The organism is Candidatus Pelagibacter sp. HIMB1623 (genome assembly GCF_052047695.1).
Lineage (GTDB): Bacteria > Pseudomonadota > Alphaproteobacteria > Pelagibacterales > Pelagibacteraceae > Pelagibacter.
In genome coordinates, this window is the sequence record NZ_JBNAJN010000012.1 from 64825 (window position 1) to 83411 (window position 18587).

An 18587-nucleotide genomic window follows, 5' to 3' on the forward strand; every position below is an offset into this window, starting at 1 on the left:
TCTTACAAAGCTCAAAGAAATAAAAAAGATAAAAATTAATGTTTGGTGAATTTTTAAATATAGTTTTTAAGTCAATAAAATTAGATAAAACACTTTATTCTGATAACAGAAATTTTGGTGAGGCTTCAATATATTTTGCTGGATTGATAATGATTTTAGACGGAGTTGCTGGAGCCGTTGCTGCAAACACTGTAATTAAAACTGCTGTTGCAATGTCGGGTCTGACTGCAATTGTTACGTGGTTGATATGGGCTATTTTTATTTTTGTTATAGGAGTTAAACTTTTTCCAGATAAACAGACTAAAGTTTCATTTAAAAAAGTACTAACAGCAGTTGGATTTGCTCATGCACCAGGTTTATTAAGATTTTTTGCAGTAACTCCAGATTTAATGATACCTATAATTTTTCTTACTCAATTCTGGATTTTTGCAGGCTTAATAATTTCTACAAAACAAATTTTAAATTTAAAATCTAATTTCAAATCTTTTGGTATTATATTGTTGTCTTTTTTAATAATTGCTTTTTTGTCAATTTCTTTTGTAATGAGCAGAATGAATATGCTCCCAGTTAATCAAATTAGCTAAATTGGAAAAATAGTTTTAGAAACTCTGCAAGATTTACAAATTTTAAAACCAGTTAATATTAGATTTTGAGATACACTCTCATCTTCATCTTTACACTCATCACAAATATTATTTAAATCTTCAATATTTTCTTGATTATTAATTTCATCAAAATTATCAGTCATTGTCTGTCAAACCTGCTCCCGCTCCACCTTGTTTTAGACTGTCAGATTCCTCAACAAAAGTATCTTCAGACAATTTGTATAAATTATTCCACTCCTCTTCAGTAAAGCTATCTATATTTTCTAAAAAACTAATCTTCAAATGATTTGCAACAGATGGAAATTCATAGTTGGCAATATTAGAATAGATATTTACATTTAAATTTAAAATAATTTCTTTTTTATCAAGGTTTATTTGGATTTTTTTTCCAATAATTTCTGATGCCCTACTCAAAAAAGCTAAAAAAATTGATGGGTAAGCAACGTTATTTAACTCAATTTTCTTAAGTGTTTCCAAAAATTTTGATTGGTCTAAAAAACTAACTCCTAAGACAATTGGACAATAAGGATTTGTAGAAGGTATGTTGTTTTCTAATATTAAATTTAAATTCTCAAAACTATTTATTTTTCGTTCACAAAAATAATCATTTATATGTTTAATTCCTGGAAGACCAAACGATTCTAAAAGTCTAATACACTTTGCTGTTTCTTCAGCAACTCCCCATGAATATCCAATAGCTTTCGTTGCTCTTTTAACAGTAGTTTCAATTTCACTTAATGATTTCATGATTAAATATTAGTTTTATAAACCCACTGCTCGTCATAATTTTTTAATTCATGTGGTAGTGGTGCTCCTTGAAACATGCATATTCTTAACCATTTATCAGATCTTGGGTCAAATTTTAAAGCTCCAAAAAATGATAGCTTTAACCTTAACATATCTATGGGTATTATGTTTTTGCCAATAGTATTATCTTGAATTTCAGAATAAGGAAATTTTTCAACAATAAAAGCTCTTCTAATTACATGTCTTAAATCTGAATTATTTATTAAAAATTCAGATATACTTTGACTATTTTTTGAAACTGACAAAATATCATAAAGTTTTTTTATATCTCTTGCTATAGCTAAAGGTTGTTCTAATTCTGAACCATGTTCTTCAAATCTATCAGCTAATCTTGGTTCTTCTTTGTTTTTTGAGATGAACCAAAAATTTTGATTGTTTTCTTTTTTTTCAAAATTAATTTCTAAAATATTTGGATATTTTTTTACTATAACATTTCTTAAATCTTCAACAGTTCTATGAGTAGGTATATTAAAATATTTTTCTTCATCAGAACTCATTTCTTTTACTAACGGGTCAGTAATTTCATTGTATGGCTCCATCATAATAGATACTACATACTCAATGCATTCTTCACATGTTTCTTTCTCTAACCATTCATAAATTGAATTAAATGGATAATCACTTGTAAAACTAAACTCTGTTTCAATGAATTTTAAAAATTTTTGAATGTCTGTTAGTAAATTATTAATTTTATTTTTTTGATATTCGCTCTCTGTGTTCCAACTGGTAATATTAGTTAGTGATTTTTTTACACAATCGATAAAAAGCTCTCTATCATTCTTATTTACATCTTTTATTTCTCTAATTTTTTTTAGAGCCACTTCTCTACATAAAATCCAATTATTTAATAACGTTGGATGATTAACAATAAAAGGTGCCATGCCCAATCCTGTTGAGTTACCAATACCTAAATTTTTACAAATTTGTTCATCTAACTTAACAGCCTTTTTTGGATTCATGTGGTAAGCGACATGATTGACTTGATCAAACGTAAATTGTCTTACTAGATAAACCAACATCATTTCTAGTCTAAATGGTCCGTTGATTTCATCTCGATTTTTAATTCTAAATCTATCTGCTAAACCAAATTTACCAGAACCATAAACAGCTGTAGTTCTGTATAAATACCCAACTTTTGACAATAAATTTAAATCAGGCTGCAATCCTTTGCTTAAGTTTTCAGTTACATGATTAAATAATCTTACAGATTTATTTGCTCTTGATAATGTTAGCTCTTTATAAGATAGCCTTCCAACTTCCTGTTTGGGTACTTCATTTTTTAATCTTTCAATATCTTTTTTACCTGGAACCCCGTCATGGAGAGTGAAGGCAGCATCCCACTTTGTAGCTATAACTCTATCCGATCTTTCTTCATCTTTAATCTGGTTTGCAAAACAAACTAATGAATAAACTCTTTTATTTTTTTTAAATGAATAAACTGCTTCACCATATCCATTTTCATTTAAATTAAATAAATCTCTACTAAATTCCCAATCTTTAAATTCACTCAAAAAACTTCTCAAAAAAGATAATTTAGACTGATGAAACGAACCTAAACGAGATAATTTCATTATGGTATTAGGATCTCTTAATTGTACTTTCATAAATTAAATAGATTTATAAAAATTGTACCAGTTATTTCCTAGTATTCCATGTGTCTCATCATCAGAAAAACCAATTTTTTTAAGACCTATTTCTATATTTGAAAATCCTCTTGCATCCTTAAACCAATCAGGTTGTTCTGGGAAGCCTGGTTTATTTTTTGATCCTTCTCCATAATTTTTGGTTTTAGTCCAAGTGCCATTTCTCATCCACTCAACTACACTATCAGGTTGATCGAGACAAAGATCTGAACCTATTCCAATTTTACTTACATCCATAATTTCTGCTGTCTTGGCAACCATTTCACAGAAACTATCAAGACTGCAATTTGTATTATCTCTCAAATGATGTGGATATAAAGATAATCCTAAAATTCCTCCACTGTCACTTAAAGCCTTGAGTAAATCTGAAGATTTATTTCTTTTTGCTGCATGCCAAAAAGATGGGTTTGCATGAGTAATAGCTATTGGTTTTTCACTTATTTCAATTGCATCAAATGTACTTTTTTCTGCAGAATGTGACATGTCAACAACAATACCTACTCTATTCATTTCTTTAATTACTTCTCTACCAAAATTTGTTACTCCACTATCAATTTTTTCATAACAGCCTGTGGCCAACAATGACTGGTTGTTATATGTAAGTTGCATAAATCGACAACCTAATTGATGAACTTTTTCAACTAAACCAATATCATCTTCGATAGGAGAACAATTTTGAAAACCAAAAAAAATTGCAGTTCTGTTTTCATCTTTTGCTTTTTCAATATCTTTAAAACCATATCCAGGAAAAATAATATCAGAATTATCTTCAAATAATATTTTCCACTTATTTACTTCAGTTTGTAATTCATCAAAATCTTCATGATAAACTATCGTGACATGTACTGCATCAAGACCCGCTGTACGGTTAATCTCAAATATTTTTCTCGACCATTTACAGTATTGCAAATTATCAATTTTATAATTCATAATATTCTAAACTTTATTCAATCTGTTTTTTAAATACTATGAATTTTATTGAAATTTTTAAATTATTTTGAAATAAACATATTGATTAATTTTCATGAAAAAAAACATAAAACTTAAAGTGTCAATTGTTATGGGTAGCCAATCTGACTACAAAACAATGGCACTAGCTGAGAAAATACTTAAAAAAATGGGCGTAACATTTGAAACAAAGATTGTATCAGCTCACAGAACCCCAAAAAGAATGTATGAATTTGCTAAAAATGCAGAAAAAAACAATATTGGAGTAATTATTGCAGGCGCTGGAGGATCGGCTCATTTACCTGGAATGATTTCAGCTCTAACACATATTCCTGTTTTAGGTGTCCCTATTGAAAGTAAAAAATTAAAAGGCTTAGATAGTCTTTTATCAATCGCACAAATGCCAAAAGGAATTCCTGTTGGCAGCCTTGCAATTGGAGAGGACGGAGCTATTAACGCAGCGTTAATGGCATCTGCTATAATTGCGAATAATAATTTAAAGGTGAGAAAAAAATTAAAAAACTTTAGGACTTTACAAACAAAATCAGTGAAGAGATTACCTAAATAATATGTCAGAAATTACACTTGGTATCATTGGAGGTGGTCAACTAGGCAGTATGCTTGCTATTGCTGCTAAAAAATTAAAAATTAAAACTGTAATTTTTTGTGACGATAAAGATGCACCTGCTCAAAATTTTTGTACTCAATTTATTTGTGGAAATTACGAAAATAAAGAAAAGATAATGGAATTTGCAAGTAAAGTGGACTTAGTAACTTATGAGTTTGAAAACATTCCTTACAATACTCTTAATGAAATCAATAAATTAAAAACTGTTTCGCCCAAACCATCTGTAAATAGATTGATCCAACATAGATTGGCTGAAAAAGATTTTATAAATAAATTAAATATTAGAACTACAAGATATGCCTCGATAGATAAAAAATCAGATATGGAATCTTTGGAAGATTTGTTGCCAGGAATTTTAAAAACTACAACTCTTGGATATGATGGAAAGGGCCAATATCGAATTCAGTCAAAAGATGAATTTGACTCACTCAATGTAGACTTCACTAAAGGTTATATTTTAGAAAAACTAGTTAAATTAAAAAAAGAAATCTCAATTATAATTACAAGGTTTGATAGAGATAAATATGAAATCTATGAACCAATAGAAAATACTCATGAAGATCAGATATTAAAATACTCTAAAATACCATCAGAGATTAGTGAAAAAATTTTTAATCAATCTAAAGAATGGGCAATTCAAATTGCAGAAGAATTAAAATATATAGGAACATTGTGTGTAGAATTTTTTATAGATAGAAATGATAACCTATATGTGAATGAAATTGCTCCAAGAGTGCATAACTCTGGTCATCTAACCATAAATGCTTTTAACGTAAGTCAATTTGAAAATCATGTAAGGGCAGTTTGTGGACTAGAACAAATACCCTTAAAAAAACTATCAAATGCAAAAATGATTAATTTGTTAGGAGACCAAATTTTGCATTATAGAAATTTGCCAAAATTAAAAGATAATGAATTTTTCTTTGATTATCTCAAGAAAGAGGTAAAAGACAAAAGAAAAATGGGACACATCACAATTTTAGAGTAAATGTTAAAATCAATCGAAGGTAATTTTGATAACCCTGAAGTTAATGAACTTCTAAATAAACATTTTATAGAACTTAGAGCGGCTTCTCCAGAAGGGAGTGCTCATGTTCTAGATATCCCAGGATTAAAAGTACCATCTATAAAATTTTGGAGCTTATGGGATGAAGAAAAATTGATCGGATGTGGTGCATTGAAATTTTTAGATAATGACCACGGCGAATTTAAATCAATCAGAATTCATGACAATTTTAGAAAAAAGGGTCATGGAATGGATGTTATTAATCACTTAATTAACGAAGCTAAAAAGCTAAAAATAAAAAGATTAAGTATTGAAACTGGCGCAGGAGATTTTTTTATACCTGCAAGAAAGCTTTTCAAAAAATCTGGTTTTAATGTTTGTAAACCTTTTGCGCATTACAAAAAGGATGTTAATTCAGTATATTTAACTAAGCTAATTTAAACGAAACAATTAAATTTCTAAAAATTAATCAATTTTGTTGACAAAACTGAACAAAATCTAAAGAAAGCCAATATTACTTAATTATAAGTAATAAATTAATAACAAAAAGTAAGAAGAAAAATATGAGTCTACAAGGAAAAGTAAAGTGGTTCAATCCAACCAAAGGTTATGGTTTTATTGAAAGAGAAGATAAAGAAAAAGATGTTTTTGTACACGTATCAGCAGTAAGAGATGCTGGTATGAATGGTTTAGATGAGGGTCAGGCTTTGACTTTCGATGTTGAAGATGGTCCTAAAGGTCCTTCAGCAGTTAACTTAAAAACTGCATAATTTCACACTTCCTATTGGCTGGAAAAAATTATTTAAGAATATTAATATTTAAATTTCAGCCAATACCAAGAATTCAAAAACAATCTTTAAACACAATTTTTGTTTAAAGATTAAAAAATTAAAAAAAAATTTATGATTGGAATTTTAGGTGGAATGGGAACTCAAGCTGGTCTTGATTTCTGTAATAAAATAGCAATTTTAAATAGAGGAAAAATAGATCAAGAGTATCCTTTATTTATCCTTTATAATAAATCAAACATCCCAGGCAGACCAGAATCTATTGGGTCTCAAACTAAAAATCTATCAAACAAATCTACAAATAAAACTAGTAAAGTAAAATACAACAAAGTTTTAAATAGCTTGCTTAAAGGATGCAGGCTACTTGAAAAAAATAAATGTAAATTCATTGTGATCCCCTGCAATACAGCTCATTACTGGTATGACGATCTACAAAAAAAAATAAACATTCCTATTATAAATATGCCAAGTGAAGTTTTTAAATTTACTAAAAAAAATTGTAAAAAAAATTCTAGAGTAGGTTTGCTAGCAACTGAAGGAACTTTAAAAACAGGAGTTTATAACAAGTTTTTTGATAAAAATTATGAGTTAGTTCAACCATCAGAAAGTCTTCAAAAAAATTCTGTCAATAAAGCAATTAAGCTTGTTAAAATGGGTAATGTTAAAGCTGCTGCCAAAGCTATTAAACCAGCAATTAATTCTCTAATTAAGCTCAAATGTAAAAAAATTATTTTAGGATGCACAGAGCTTCCTATTGCAATTTTTGCGTTTAAATCTTTTAAAAATATTAAATCCTCAAAAATTTTCTTAGATCCTAATTTGATATTAGCTCATTCAGCGATGAATAAATATAAAAGATAATATATGTCATCAAAAACTGAGAAGCCTTATGTTTTGAGAGTTGCTGAATTTATTTATTTGAAAATAAATGAAATTAAAATTCAAAATCCAGAAATAAATAATATCCAGGCCTTTGAGATTTTTATGTCCACAAAAGATTATGACTTTGTAAGCTCAGGCGAATTTCATAATAAATGGCTATTAGAGCTGAAAAATAATGATTTTATAGATAACAAAACTGGTAAAAAAATTAATAATGAAACATTGAGATTACTAGAGCTTCAAAAAGACAGTATGATTAAATTTCTGATAAAAATTCCTAAACTTTATTATACAAAAAGTCATTTTCCTTTAGAAATATCCCAAAGAGCATTTGATCATCTTTGGAGAGTATGTGAAAGTTATGAGATGTGGTGTAAAGAAACAAAACAAAATAACTTAATTAAACTAAATTTGTAAAATAAGAATGGTTAAGATTTTTCCATTCATTTTTATTCTTCTTTGGTCTTCTGCTTTTATAACAACAAAACCAATAATTGATAATAGCGAGCCATTTGCAGCTCTTGCTTTTAGATTTGCATTAGTAGCTTTAGGTTTTTTTTTATTTTCTATTTATACGAAACAAAAAATTATAGTTGATAGAAAAAATTTTATAGAGTCTTTTTTAAGTGGTGTACTATTTCATGGTTTTTATCTTGGTGGAGTATTTTACTCAATATCAAAAGGCATGCCAACAAGTATAGCAGCATTGATTGTAACTCTTCAACCTATTCTCACAAATATTTTAAGTGGACCAATTTTAAATGAGAAAGTTTCAATTAAACAATGGATTGGAGTTTTCTTAGGTTTTGTGGGAGCGCTATTTGTTTTAGGTTTTGATGTAGGCTCAGAAATACCTACGCTTGGATTGGTTGCTACTATTATTGCTTTACTCGCAATAACATTTTCAACTTTATGGCAAAAAAAACTAAGTAATAATTTACCTCTGTCAGTAAGCAACATGAACCAAGCAATAGGTGGCTGTGTATTTCATTTGATAATAATATTTTTGTTTGCAGAACCTTACATTAATTTTACTCAAACATTTATAATAGCTATGAGTCATCAAATATTCTTGGTTTCATTTGGTGCTTTTACAATTTTAATGTTTTTGATTAAAAAAAACTCAGCGAGTAAAACAGTATCTATATTTTTTCTAATACCCACAACTTCTGCTATCATGGCCTGGTTATTTTTAAATGAAAACTTAACCACGTTAGATGTTTTTGGATTTTTGATTACTTCAATCGGTGTATATATAGCTACAAGAGATTGAGAATTATTAAATAGATTTATAACCAAACTCTAAACATGCATCTGTAATAGAGTGATATAAAGACTCTCCAAAACTTCTTAAAGCAAACAATCTTACTGTTTCAGGATTATTATCAAGCATATCGATGGTCAAAGCTATTCCGTTATATGTTGAGTTTATTGAATTATTTTTTTCTAAAATATTAAAATTATAAGGACATCCTTTTTTCAAAACTTCTTTTACATTTGGTCCCTCTAACTGAATAACTGCTCTTGAGTGAGATAAATCAGTTACTGCAAAATCACTTTCAATAAAAATTTCAGAAATATTTTTGATTAATTCTTTTTTTGTTGAAGTTAAAAGCCAATTTTTTGGTCCATTCCAAAAAATTCTCGTTTCATTATTGCAATTAACATTTAACGGCGTGTTATCTAATTTCAAACCATCAATACTAATATTTTCAGCTAAATTTGAATTTTTATACTGAACTATTTGAATTATTAACAAATCCTTGACCTCAGAAATTTTAATTAATTCAGCTTCTTTTTTTTCCCTGAAATCACCAAAATTTCCTTTTTTATGAACTTCTTTTAAAGCTGATATAGAACTCATGATCTAACTCTTTCTCCTTTTGGATCAACATAATGTGAAGAAACTATCTCAACTGGAATAACTTTGTTTTTTAATGGTGACATCACAAAAAGTTTTTCACCAATCATATTTTTTCCATCTTTAAGTATAGCTAAGGAAAAAGGATTATCATGCTCAACGCTCCAACAAGAAGCAGAGATATGACCTAGTTTTGGATTTGGAAGTGGCGCATTAGCATCTTTAACTAAATGAGAACCCTCTGGAATACTAGTTTTTTTATCCAATGGAACAACTCCAACAATTCTTTGTCTGTCTTCAGATATAAATGCTTTTCTTTGCAAAGATCTTTTTCCAATAAAATCTTTCTTTTTACTAACTAATCCTTCTAAAGCATTATCATATGGTATAGTTCTTCCATCAAGTTCAGAACCAGCCACATGTCCCATTTCTATTCTTAGAGTAGATAAGGCCTCTGTACCGTAGGGTTGTAAGTTAAATTCTTCTCCTAACTCAATTATCTTTTCCCACATAAAATTACCATTGTCAGATTCTACGTTTACCTCATAAGCTAATTCACCTGAAAATGATATTCTAAAAATTCTTGCTTTTACTCCAAACAAGTCTCCTTCCATGTAACCCATAAATGGTAGTCCTTCATTGGATACATCGTTCTTAGGAAATAACTTTTGTAGTAATGATCTTGATTTAGGTCCTGCTATTGCAGCTCCAGCCCACTGTTCAGTAGTTGATACAACATTAACATTTAAATCAGGCCATACCAATTGTAAGTAATACTCTAGATGAGATAGAACATTCGCTGCTTGTGCAGTTGTAGTTGTCATGTGATAATGATTTTCTGAAATTCTAGTAGTAGTTCCGTCATCCATTACAATTCCGTCTTCTCTAAGCATAACACCATATCTTGCTTTACCTATTGGAAGTTTAAGCCAGGCATTAGTATAAACTCTATTTAAAAACTCAGCAGCATCAGGTCCCTTAACGTCAATCTTGCCTAATGTTGTTACATCACAAACTCCAACATTTGTTCGAACATTTTTTGCTTCTCTTTTTGAGGCTTCAAATAAAGTTTCATTACCTCTTTTATAATATCTTGGCCTTAACCAAATTCCTGCATCTACAAAAACTGCTTTATTTTTTTCATGCCATGAATGCATTGGAGATTTTCGAGTTGGTTTTGAATGTTTTCCAACCTCTCTTCCGACAATTGCTCCTATAGAAATAGGTGTATAAGGTGGTCTAAAGGTAGTATGACCAACTGAAGGAACTACCTTGTTTTCAATTTCAGAAACTAGCTGTAATCCGTTTAAATTACTTGTTTTTCCTTGGTCTGTTGCCATACCTAAAGTTGTATATCTTTTCACATGCTCTATTGAACGGTATCCTTCCCTAAGAGCAATTTCTACATCAGAAACAGCGACATCGTTTTGAAAATCTAAAAATCTTTTATAGTTTTTTCCTTTCGGTAATGGAACGCACCAAAACTTATCATGCACAGAAGATTTTTTCTCTACGACATTTGGGATAGAAATTTTATTTTCCTCATTAGTTATTTTTTTTGATAAATCATTACCTGCCTCAAATGATGTTTTTAAAGTTTCCTCAAGAGAAAATATTCCATTAGCAGCACCCAATGTAGTTTCATTTTGTTTTGAAACACCTGGAACAAACGCGTCTATCTCTTCATTAAATTTAGTTTTATTTCCAGATTGTGATGCTAAATGAATAGTTGGCGTCCAAAAACCAGAAACGCATATGCAGTCACAAATTATATTTTCTGTCTTTCCCAATGTTTTTTTGTCTTCTGAAATAGTTGCTATATCTGCAGATTTAACTTTTTTATAACCTTGTGCCGCAACTACTACATATGAGTTTTTGATATTTATTCCTAAGTTTTTAGCTTCATCAATAATCTCAGATTGAGGACTTGATCTTGAATCTAATACAATTGGATCAATTCCATGTTTTTTAAATTCAATCGCAGTTTCATAACCGCTATCATTGTTTGTAAACACTAAAGGTTTTTTTCCAACCAAGACACCATAAACTTTTAAATATTCTTTTGCAGCAGAAGAAAGCATAACACCAGGAGTATCATTGTTTCCAAAAACAATTGGTCTTTCAATTGAACCAGAGGAAATTAGAACTTCTTTTGCTCTAATGTACCAAAGTCTTTTGTTTGGATGATATTTTTTAGTTTTGGGTAAATGATCACTAACCTTTTCGGACATCACCAACATATTATGATCATAATAACCAAAAACTTGAGATCTGTTTTTTACAATTACATTAGGCATTTCTTTTAATTCTGAAACAATACCTTCTGCCCAATCCTTTCCAGATTGATTTCCAATATTAACATCGTTTGTAAGCAAAGATCCTCCAAACCTTGGTTTGTCTTCTGCTAAAATAACCTTAGCTCCATTTTTGGCAGCAGCATATGCACTTGCTAAACCAGAAGGACCTGAACCTGCAATCAATAGATCGCAATATTCATATTTATGTTCATACCTCTCTTTGTCATGCTTAGTTGATGCAACGCCTAAACCAGCTGCTTTCCTAATGAATGGTTCGTAAATTTTGTACCAGAAACTTTTTGGCCACATAAAAGTTTTGTAATAAAAACCTGCAGGTAAAAATATTTTTAAAAAATTGTTTATCGCTCCAACATCAAAGTTTACACTTGGCCAACAATTAACACTGTTTGCTTCTAAGCCCTCAAATAATTCTTGTTCTGTTGCTTTAATATTTGGCTCCGTTTCACCATTTCTGTAAAGCTGTACAACGGCATAAGGTTCATCTACTCCTGCTCCAAAAAACCCTCTTGGTCTATGATATTTAAAGCTTCTCCCTACCAAATGTACACCATTTGCTAATAAAGCTGAGGCTAAAGTGTCTCCTTCGTACCCAAAATAAGTAACTCCGTTAAACTTAAAAGAAATTTTTTTACTTCTATCTATTAAACCACCTGTTTCTATTCGATAACTCTGAGTCATTAAGCAATTTCTTCGTTAGCTTTATAAGTTTTAAAAATTTCGTGTGTTGCGGTATCTCTTTCGACTTTTATCCACTGTCTGCAACCAGATAAATGCTGCCAAAGTTCTAAATGTTTTCCTCTAGGACTAATTCTATTGTATACGAAATTATCCCATTCTTGATCTGTAACTTCTTTATTTAGCTCAGGTCTTTTAACAGTTGCATCTCCACCATAAGTAAATTCATTTTGAGATCTCATTCCACAATGTGGGCATTTAATATGAAGCATTTATGAAATCCAAGTTTTTGTACCAAGACCTTTTTCATCAATAAGATGACCAGTACTAAATCTGTTCAAACTGTATCCTGCATTTAATTCATGAACTCTATCTTGAGCAATAGTATGTGCAAATGTCCATCCTGATGCTGGAGTTGCTTTAAAGCCTCCGTAACACCATCCACAATTTAAATACAAACCCTCAATGTGAGTTTTATCAATTATTGGTGAACCGTCCATTGACATGTCCATAATCCCACCCCAAGTTCTTAGCATTTTTAATTTACTTAAAAATGGCATCATCGCAATTCCTTCGGTTAAAACATGTTGTAATGTTGGAAGATTACCTCTTTGAGCGTAACTATTGTAACCATCGAGGTCTCCACCCATTACCATTTCACCTTTATCTGATTGACTAATATAAAAGTGACCTGCACCAAAAGTTACAACTTTATCTAAAACTGGTTTCACTGGTTCAGAAACACAAGCTTGTAAAAGATGTGTTTCAATTGGCAAAGTCATATTTAATTTTTCTGCTAAAATATTTGTGCTACCTGCAACGCATAGACCAACTTTTTTTGCCTTAATATTTCCTCTCGATGTTCTAATCCCCTTAATTTTTCCTGCAGAAATATCAAAACCTGTAACTTCACAATTTTGAATTATATCTACTCCCATTGAGTCAGCTTGACGTGCATATCCCCAAGCAACAGCATCATGACGAGCAGTTCCAGCACTTGGTTGCATCAATCCACCAAAGATTGGAAACCTTACATTATCTGAAAAGTCAGCCATAGGAATTAATTCTTTTACTTCTTCTCTATTTAAAAGAACTGCATCAATTCCATTCAATCTCATTGAATTTCCTCTTCTTGCATATGCATTCATTTGTGCATCTGAGTGTGCAAGATTAATAATTCCTCTTGGAGAAAACATTACGTTGTAATTTAAGTCCTGACTCATCTTTCTCCATAAATCCATTCCAAACTCACTGAAAAGACCATTTTCATCGTGCATATAATTGGATCTTATAATTGTAGTGTTACGCCCAACATTTCCACCGCCAATCCATCCTTTTTCAATGATAGCTACTTTTGTAATTTGATGCTCTTTAGCTAGATAATATGCGGTAGCTAGACCATGGCCACCACCTCCGATGATAACGACATCGTACTCTTCTTTAGGATTTGGATCTTTCCAAGCTAAATCCCAATTTTGATGGCCTGTTAATGCATTTTTAACTAAGCTAAAAATAGAATACTTTTGCATACTAGAATTTTATATTAATGAATTTAAATAGTTCTTATTTTTTTTATATATATATTTTAGAAGTTTCGAAAAATCTCAAATAAGATAATTATTATGCAAAAAAATTTACAATAAAGGATAACGAATGAGCGAAGTAAAATCAGATATACAAATAGCTAGAGAAGCTAAAATGCAACCAATAAATGATATTTTAGCAAAAATAAATGTACCTGATGAAAGCTCTGCGTTTAGTCCTATGGGCAGACACATCGCAAAAATAAATTTGGAATATTTAGAACAACTTAAAGACAAACCAGATGGAAAATTAATTTTAGTAACTGCAATTACTCCAACTCCAGCAGGTGAAGGAAAGACTACAACTTCTGTTGGATTAAATGATGGTTTAAATAAAATTGGAAAAAAATCTATCGTGTGTCTTAGAGAACCAAGCTTAGGTCCTTCTTTTGGTATGAAAGGTGGAGCAGCTGGTGGAGGTTATGCTCAAGTTGTTCCAATGGAACAAATCAATTTACATTTCACAGGTGACTTTCATGCAATTACTTCTGCTCATAATTTATTATCAGCATTAATCGACAATCATATTTATTGGGGAAATAAACTTGATATCGATGTTAGAAGAATTGTTTGGAAAAGAGTTATGGATATGAATGATAGATCATTAAGATCCATAAATATAAATTTAGGTGGAATAGCAAATGGTTTTCCAAGAGAAGATGGCTTTGATATCACTGTTGCATCAGAGATAATGGCAATCTTTTGCTTATCAAATGATTTGGAAGATTTAGAAAAAAGAATTGGAAATATAACTATTGGGTATACTAGAGATAAAAAACCAGTTTACGCAAAAGACTTAAATGCTCAAGGTCCTATGACAGTTCTTTTAAAAGAAGCTATCAGACCTAATGTTACACAAACTTTAGAAAACAATCCTGCAATTATTCATGGTGGTCCATTTGCGAATATTGCTCACGGTTGTAACTCAGTTATTGCAACAAAGACTGGTTTAAAATTAGCAGACTATGTAGTGACTGAAGCAGGATTTGGTGCTGACCTTGGTGCAGAAAAATTCTTAGATATTAAATGTAGAAAATCAAATTTAAAACCAAGCTGTGTTGTAATTGTTGCAACTATAAGAGCGTTAAAAATGCACGGTGGTGTTGCTAAAGATGATTTAAAAAATGAAAATGTTGAAGCTTTAAAAAAAGGGTTAGTAAATTTAGAAAGACATATTCAAAATGTTCAAAAGTTTGGTTTACCTGTAGCAGTAGCTGTTAATCATTTTATAAAAGATACTGATAATGAAGTAAAAGCGCTTATAGATTTTTGTGATAATTTAGGTGTTAAAGCTAGTCTATGTACTCATTGGGCAAATGGGGGTGAAGGAACAAAAGAATTAGCAGCTCATGTTTCAGAATTATGTGAAAAAGATGAAGCTAAATTTCAATTTTTGTATGAAAGCAAAACACCTTTGTTTAAAAAAATAGAGACTATTGCAAAAGAAATATATAGAGCAGATGAAGTAATCGCTGATACAAAAATTAGAGATCAACTTAAAAACTTTGAAGAAGCTGGATATGGTGATTTGCCAATTTGTGTTGCTAAAACTCAATACAGTTTTTCAACAGATCCAAATCTTAAAGGAGCACCGACAGGTCATGCTTTGCCAGTGAGAGAAGTAAGACTATCATCAGGAGCAGAGTTCATTGTTGTTATTTGCGGTGCAATCATGACTATGCCTGGATTACCAAGGGTTCCTGCAGCAGATTCTATTAAACTAAATGAAAAAGGTGAGATTGAAGGATTATTCTAAATTAAGATAATCTAACCAATTCTCTAACTCTCTCATTCTGGAAATTTTATCTAATTTTTTGTTTTCTATTTCTATATTTTTAATGTGATCATCAATATGATTTTGGTCTTTAAAAGCACCACGTTCTATAAGTCTATCTTTTCTAAAAATAATTAAGTTAATCATCTTATTGTAAGTAATTTCTGGATGATACTGAAGGCCCCACACATCACAATTTCCAATTTTAAAATTTAAACCTTGAACGTTATTAATTGGGTTCGAAGCTAGCAGTGTTGAATTTTCTGGAAGAGTTACAACTTCATCAAAATTAAATGCTGGAGTATTAAACTTTTTATTTTTGTTTTTATACAATGGATGATTTAGTCCATTTTCATTAACTTCAATATCTCTTGCAATGCCTCGATGTGATCCCTTCTCAGCTTTTTTTACTTCACCGCCAGCAGCAGTTACTGCAACTTGCATCCCCCAACAAATCGCTAGAACTTTTTTAATTTTTTTCTGACACTCTTTCATAAATTCTATTTGTCTAAAAATTTCAGGTGTCTTGTTATAAATATTTAGACTACTTCCGCCCCAAATAAGACCATCATAACTTTCTAGTGGATCTATATTCTCACTTATATTTTCATCTGAGGATGGATTAACCACATCTATATTTAATTGATCGGTAAAATAAGAAAGGCTATGCTTTAAGCTTTCTGTATGAGTTTGAATGCCAGCCTCTGTAAAACTTTGATTTTCCTCTTGTAAATTACCTTCTACTACCAAAATTTTCTTCATTAAAATAATTCTCCTGAAATACTTTTTTTATACATCTCTTTTAAATCATCTTGAGTTATTTTTTTTGGATTGCCTCCTGTAGATGGATCTTCAAATGCCATTAAAGAAAGTTTTTCTAAATCAATTTTACTACAGTCCATAACATCTGAAAGTTTATGGGGAATGTTTAATTCTTTACGCAAATTTAATATCCATTCTAAAAAACTTTCAAATGTATTATTTAAATTAAGATAATTACAAATAGATATAATTTTATTTTCAATAACTGATTTATTGAAAGTTAAAACATAAGGCATAAATATCGCGTTACTTAAACCATGATGCACATCAAATTGTGCATTTATTGGATGACTTAGAGAATGTATTGCACCAAGACCCTTTTGAAATGCAGTAGAGCCCATGCTAGATGCTGCTAACATTTCAGATCTAGCTTCTATATTCAAACCATTTTTATAAACCTCTGTTAATGAATTTTTAATTAACCTCATACCCTCAAGCGCGATACCATCTGCCATTGGGTGAAATCCAGGTGCACAAAAAGCCTCGAGATTATGAGCAAGTGCATCCATACCTGTTGCAGCTGTTATTCTTGGTGGAAGATCTTTGGTTAAATGTGGATCTAAAATTACAATAGAAGGCAAAATTTTTGGATGAAAAATTATTTTTTTTATTCCTGTTTCTTCATTAATAATGGCTGAAGCCCTTCCTGTTTCTGAGCCTGTTCCAGCTGTGGTTGGAATTGCTATAATTGTAGAAATTTTATTTTCATCAGCTCTTGTCCAATAATCTCCTATATCCTCAAAATCCCATATAGGTCTTTTTTGACCGCACATAAAAGCTATTCCCTTACCAACATCTAATGCACTACCTCCTCCAAAAGCAATTACTCCATCACAGTTTTTTTCTATATATAAAGAAACTCCTTCCATTACATTTTTCCCAGTTGGGTTTCCTGAAAATTGTGAAAATACTTGTAAATGATCAAAGTCATTTTTTAATTTTTCAATTACTTTTGAAGTCATTGGTAGATTTAAAAGATCATTGTCAGTTACAAAAAGTGGACTTTTAATTTTTAAGTTCAAACAGGCGTTTGTAAGATCTTCAATTTTACCTGCTCCAAACCAAATAGTAGTAGGATAATTCCAGTTCATAAATTAATTAATCACAAACAATATTTTTACCTAAATGCATTATTTTCAGAATCAAATAAATGACATTGATTTAAATCAAAACTTAAGCCAAGCCTGTCACCAACTTCAACTTTACTAGCTCCATCAGTTTGAACTACTAATGGCTCTCCCTCTTTTTCTAGATATAAAAAGGTAGAAGAACCTAATTTTTCAATTACGAAGACTTTGCTCTCCCAGCATTTTTCACCAGTATTGATTAAAATATGCTCTGGTCTAATACCAATCTTTACATTATCACCAGGTGAAACTGTATCAGAAGTTTTTGGAACGATAATTTTTCCTTGTCCTGAAATTTCAACTTCGGTGCTAGAGCTATTTGAGCTAATTACTTTAGAATTAATAAAGTTCATCTTTGGTGAACCAATAAAACCCCCAACGAATAAGTTTTCTGGCTTATTGTATAATTTTAAAGGTGATCCTTTTTGAGAAACAATACCTTGATCCAATACAACTATATCATCTGCAAGTGTCATTGCTTCTGTTTGATCGTGGGTAACATAAATCATTGTTGCATTTAATTGATCATGCAATTTAGCAAGCTCGACCCTCATCTGAACCCTTAAAGCTGCATCTAAGTTAGACAATGGTTCATCAAATAAAAATACTTTTGGTTTTCTTGTAATGGCTCTACCAATTGCAACTCTTTGTCTTTGTCCTCCTGACAATTGTTTTGGTTTTCTCTCTAAGTATTCTTCAATTTGAAGAATTTTAGCAGCCTCCATAACTCTCTCTGTAATCTCCTCTTTAGATTTTTTTTCAATCTTTAAACCAAAAGCCATGTTATCAAACACTGTCATGTGTGGATACAATGCATAAGATTGAAAGACCATTGCTATATTTCTTTCTTTTGGTGGAAGATCGTTTACAACTTGTCCGTCAATTGAAATTGTTCCCGAGTTGATCTCCTCTAAACCAGCAATCATTCTTAACATTGTTGATTTACCACATCCGCTTGGTCCAACTAATACGGTGAAAGATTCGCTTTTAATATTTAGAGAGACATCTTTGATTACATGTGTAGATCCAAAATATTTATTTATGTTTGAAATATTTATCTCTGCCATCTTAAGTTTAATATTTATATTGTAATTTTATTTTTAATTTGTTTATATTTAAA

General features: G+C 30.5%; 20 protein-coding genes. 9 read left to right on the top strand and 11 right to left on the bottom strand.

Translation table 11 applies throughout. From position 1 onward, the window contains the following. Nucleotides 1-38: 38 nt before the first annotated feature. The gene (locus ACTTBN_RS03360; RefSeq protein WP_440680988.1) at nt 39-584 is read left to right on the top strand and encodes a hypothetical protein; all 546 of its coding nucleotides are present in this window, start codon (nt 39-41) and stop codon (nt 582-584) included. Here ACTTBN_RS03360 and ACTTBN_RS03365 read toward each other — a convergent pair. The 4 genes from ACTTBN_RS03365 to ACTTBN_RS03380 are packed head-to-tail and all read right to left on the bottom strand — an operon-like array spanning nt 581 to nt 3985. Beyond that, nucleotides 581-748, bottom strand: coding sequence for a hypothetical protein (locus ACTTBN_RS03365; protein WP_440680989.1), 168 nt, complete (start codon nt 746-748; stop codon nt 581-583). The genes ACTTBN_RS03360 and ACTTBN_RS03365 overlap by 4 nt on opposite strands. Then, nucleotides 741-1352: a DUF3726 domain-containing protein gene (locus tag ACTTBN_RS03370; RefSeq protein ID WP_440680990.1), complete on the bottom strand. Its 612-nt coding sequence runs from the start codon at nt 1350-1352 to the stop codon at nt 741-743. The genes ACTTBN_RS03365 and ACTTBN_RS03370 overlap by 8 nt, the downstream gene beginning before the upstream one ends. A gap of 2 nt (nt 1353-1354) precedes the next feature. After that, the gene (locus ACTTBN_RS03375) at nt 1355-3016 is read right to left on the bottom strand and encodes a hypothetical protein (RefSeq protein WP_440680991.1); all 1662 of its coding nucleotides are present in this window, start codon (nt 3014-3016) and stop codon (nt 1355-1357) included. A gap of 3 nt (nt 3017-3019) precedes the next feature. Then, complete coding sequence (locus ACTTBN_RS03380) at nt 3020-3985, bottom strand: membrane dipeptidase (protein WP_440680992.1); 966 nt, start codon at nt 3983-3985, stop codon at nt 3020-3022. 94 nt (nt 3986-4079) lie between these two features. Between ACTTBN_RS03380 and purE the strand changes: the two genes are divergently transcribed. The 7 genes from purE (at nt 4080) to ACTTBN_RS03415 (ending at nt 8580) form a co-directional block, all read left to right on the top strand. Beyond that, nucleotides 4080-4571, top strand: coding sequence for a 5-(carboxyamino)imidazole ribonucleotide mutase (gene purE, locus ACTTBN_RS03385; RefSeq protein WP_440680993.1), 492 nt, complete (start codon nt 4080-4082; stop codon nt 4569-4571). A gap of 1 nt (nt 4572) precedes the next feature. Beyond that, entirely contained in the window at nt 4573-5619 is a 1047-nt protein-coding gene (locus ACTTBN_RS03390) for a 5-(carboxyamino)imidazole ribonucleotide synthase (RefSeq protein WP_440680994.1), read from the top strand. Continuing rightward, nucleotides 5620-6078 carry a GNAT family N-acetyltransferase gene (locus ACTTBN_RS03395; RefSeq protein ID WP_440680996.1) on the top strand — a complete coding sequence of 153 codons (459 nt, stop codon included), beginning with the start codon at nt 5620-5622 and terminating at the stop codon, nt 6076-6078. Between the two features lie 122 nt (nt 6079-6200). Beyond that, nucleotides 6201-6407: a cold-shock protein gene (locus ACTTBN_RS03400; RefSeq protein WP_440680997.1), complete on the top strand. Its 207-nt coding sequence runs from the start codon at nt 6201-6203 to the stop codon at nt 6405-6407. Between the two features lie 132 nt (nt 6408-6539). Further along, on the top strand, nt 6540-7286 hold the full coding sequence (locus ACTTBN_RS03405) for an aspartate/glutamate racemase family protein (protein WP_440680998.1): 747 nt from the start codon (nt 6540-6542) through the stop codon (nt 7284-7286). Between the two features lie 3 nt (nt 7287-7289). Next, nucleotides 7290-7724, top strand: a complete 435-nt coding sequence (locus ACTTBN_RS03410) for a hypothetical protein (RefSeq protein WP_440680999.1) — start codon at nt 7290-7292, stop codon at nt 7722-7724. A 7-nt stretch (nt 7725-7731) separates the two neighbouring features. After that, nucleotides 7732-8580: a DMT family transporter gene (locus ACTTBN_RS03415; RefSeq protein WP_440681000.1), complete on the top strand. Its 849-nt coding sequence runs from the start codon at nt 7732-7734 to the stop codon at nt 8578-8580. A gap of 6 nt (nt 8581-8586) precedes the next feature. Here ACTTBN_RS03415 and ACTTBN_RS03420 read toward each other — a convergent pair whose 3' ends face one another. Genes ACTTBN_RS03420 through ACTTBN_RS03435 form a run of 4 tightly spaced genes read right to left on the bottom strand, consistent with a single transcriptional unit; the run spans nt 8587 to nt 13690 of the window. After that, a complete protein-coding gene (locus tag ACTTBN_RS03420) occupies nt 8587-9171 on the bottom strand; it encodes a sarcosine oxidase (RefSeq protein ID WP_440681002.1) in 585 nt (194 codons plus the stop codon). Next, entirely contained in the window at nt 9168-12164 is a 2997-nt protein-coding gene (locus ACTTBN_RS03425; protein ID WP_440681004.1) for a sarcosine oxidase subunit alpha family protein, read from the bottom strand. Before ACTTBN_RS03425 ends, ACTTBN_RS03420 begins: the two co-directional genes overlap by 4 nt. Further along, entirely contained in the window at nt 12164-12433 is a 270-nt protein-coding gene (locus tag ACTTBN_RS03430; RefSeq protein ID WP_440681005.1) for a sarcosine oxidase subunit delta, read from the bottom strand. The genes ACTTBN_RS03425 and ACTTBN_RS03430 overlap by 1 nt, the downstream gene beginning before the upstream one ends. After that, complete coding sequence (locus ACTTBN_RS03435; protein WP_440681007.1) at nt 12434-13690, bottom strand: sarcosine oxidase subunit beta family protein; 1257 nt, start codon at nt 13688-13690, stop codon at nt 12434-12436. A gap of 124 nt (nt 13691-13814) precedes the next feature. On the opposite strand from ACTTBN_RS03435, the gene ACTTBN_RS03440 reads away from it, so the two are divergent. Next, nucleotides 13815-15500, top strand: coding sequence for a formate--tetrahydrofolate ligase (locus ACTTBN_RS03440; RefSeq protein WP_440681009.1), 1686 nt, complete (start codon nt 13815-13817; stop codon nt 15498-15500). Here ACTTBN_RS03440 and ACTTBN_RS03445 read toward each other — a convergent pair. Genes ACTTBN_RS03445 through ACTTBN_RS03455 form a run of 3 tightly spaced genes read right to left on the bottom strand, consistent with a single transcriptional unit; the run spans nt 15492 to nt 18534 of the window. Further along, nucleotides 15492-16280 (bottom strand): type 1 glutamine amidotransferase, encoded by a 789-nt coding sequence (locus tag ACTTBN_RS03445; RefSeq protein ID WP_440681010.1) that lies wholly within the window; start codon nt 16278-16280, stop codon nt 15492-15494. The genes ACTTBN_RS03440 and ACTTBN_RS03445 overlap by 9 nt on opposite strands. Further along, the gene (locus tag ACTTBN_RS03450) at nt 16280-17431 is read right to left on the bottom strand and encodes an iron-containing alcohol dehydrogenase (protein WP_440681011.1); all 1152 of its coding nucleotides are present in this window, start codon (nt 17429-17431) and stop codon (nt 16280-16282) included. The genes ACTTBN_RS03445 and ACTTBN_RS03450 overlap by 1 nt, the downstream gene beginning before the upstream one ends. A 26-nt stretch (nt 17432-17457) precedes the next feature. Further along, nucleotides 17458-18534 (bottom strand): ABC transporter ATP-binding protein, encoded by a 1077-nt coding sequence (locus tag ACTTBN_RS03455; protein ID WP_440681012.1) that lies wholly within the window; start codon nt 18532-18534, stop codon nt 17458-17460. Between the last annotated feature and the right edge of the window lie 53 nt (nt 18535-18587).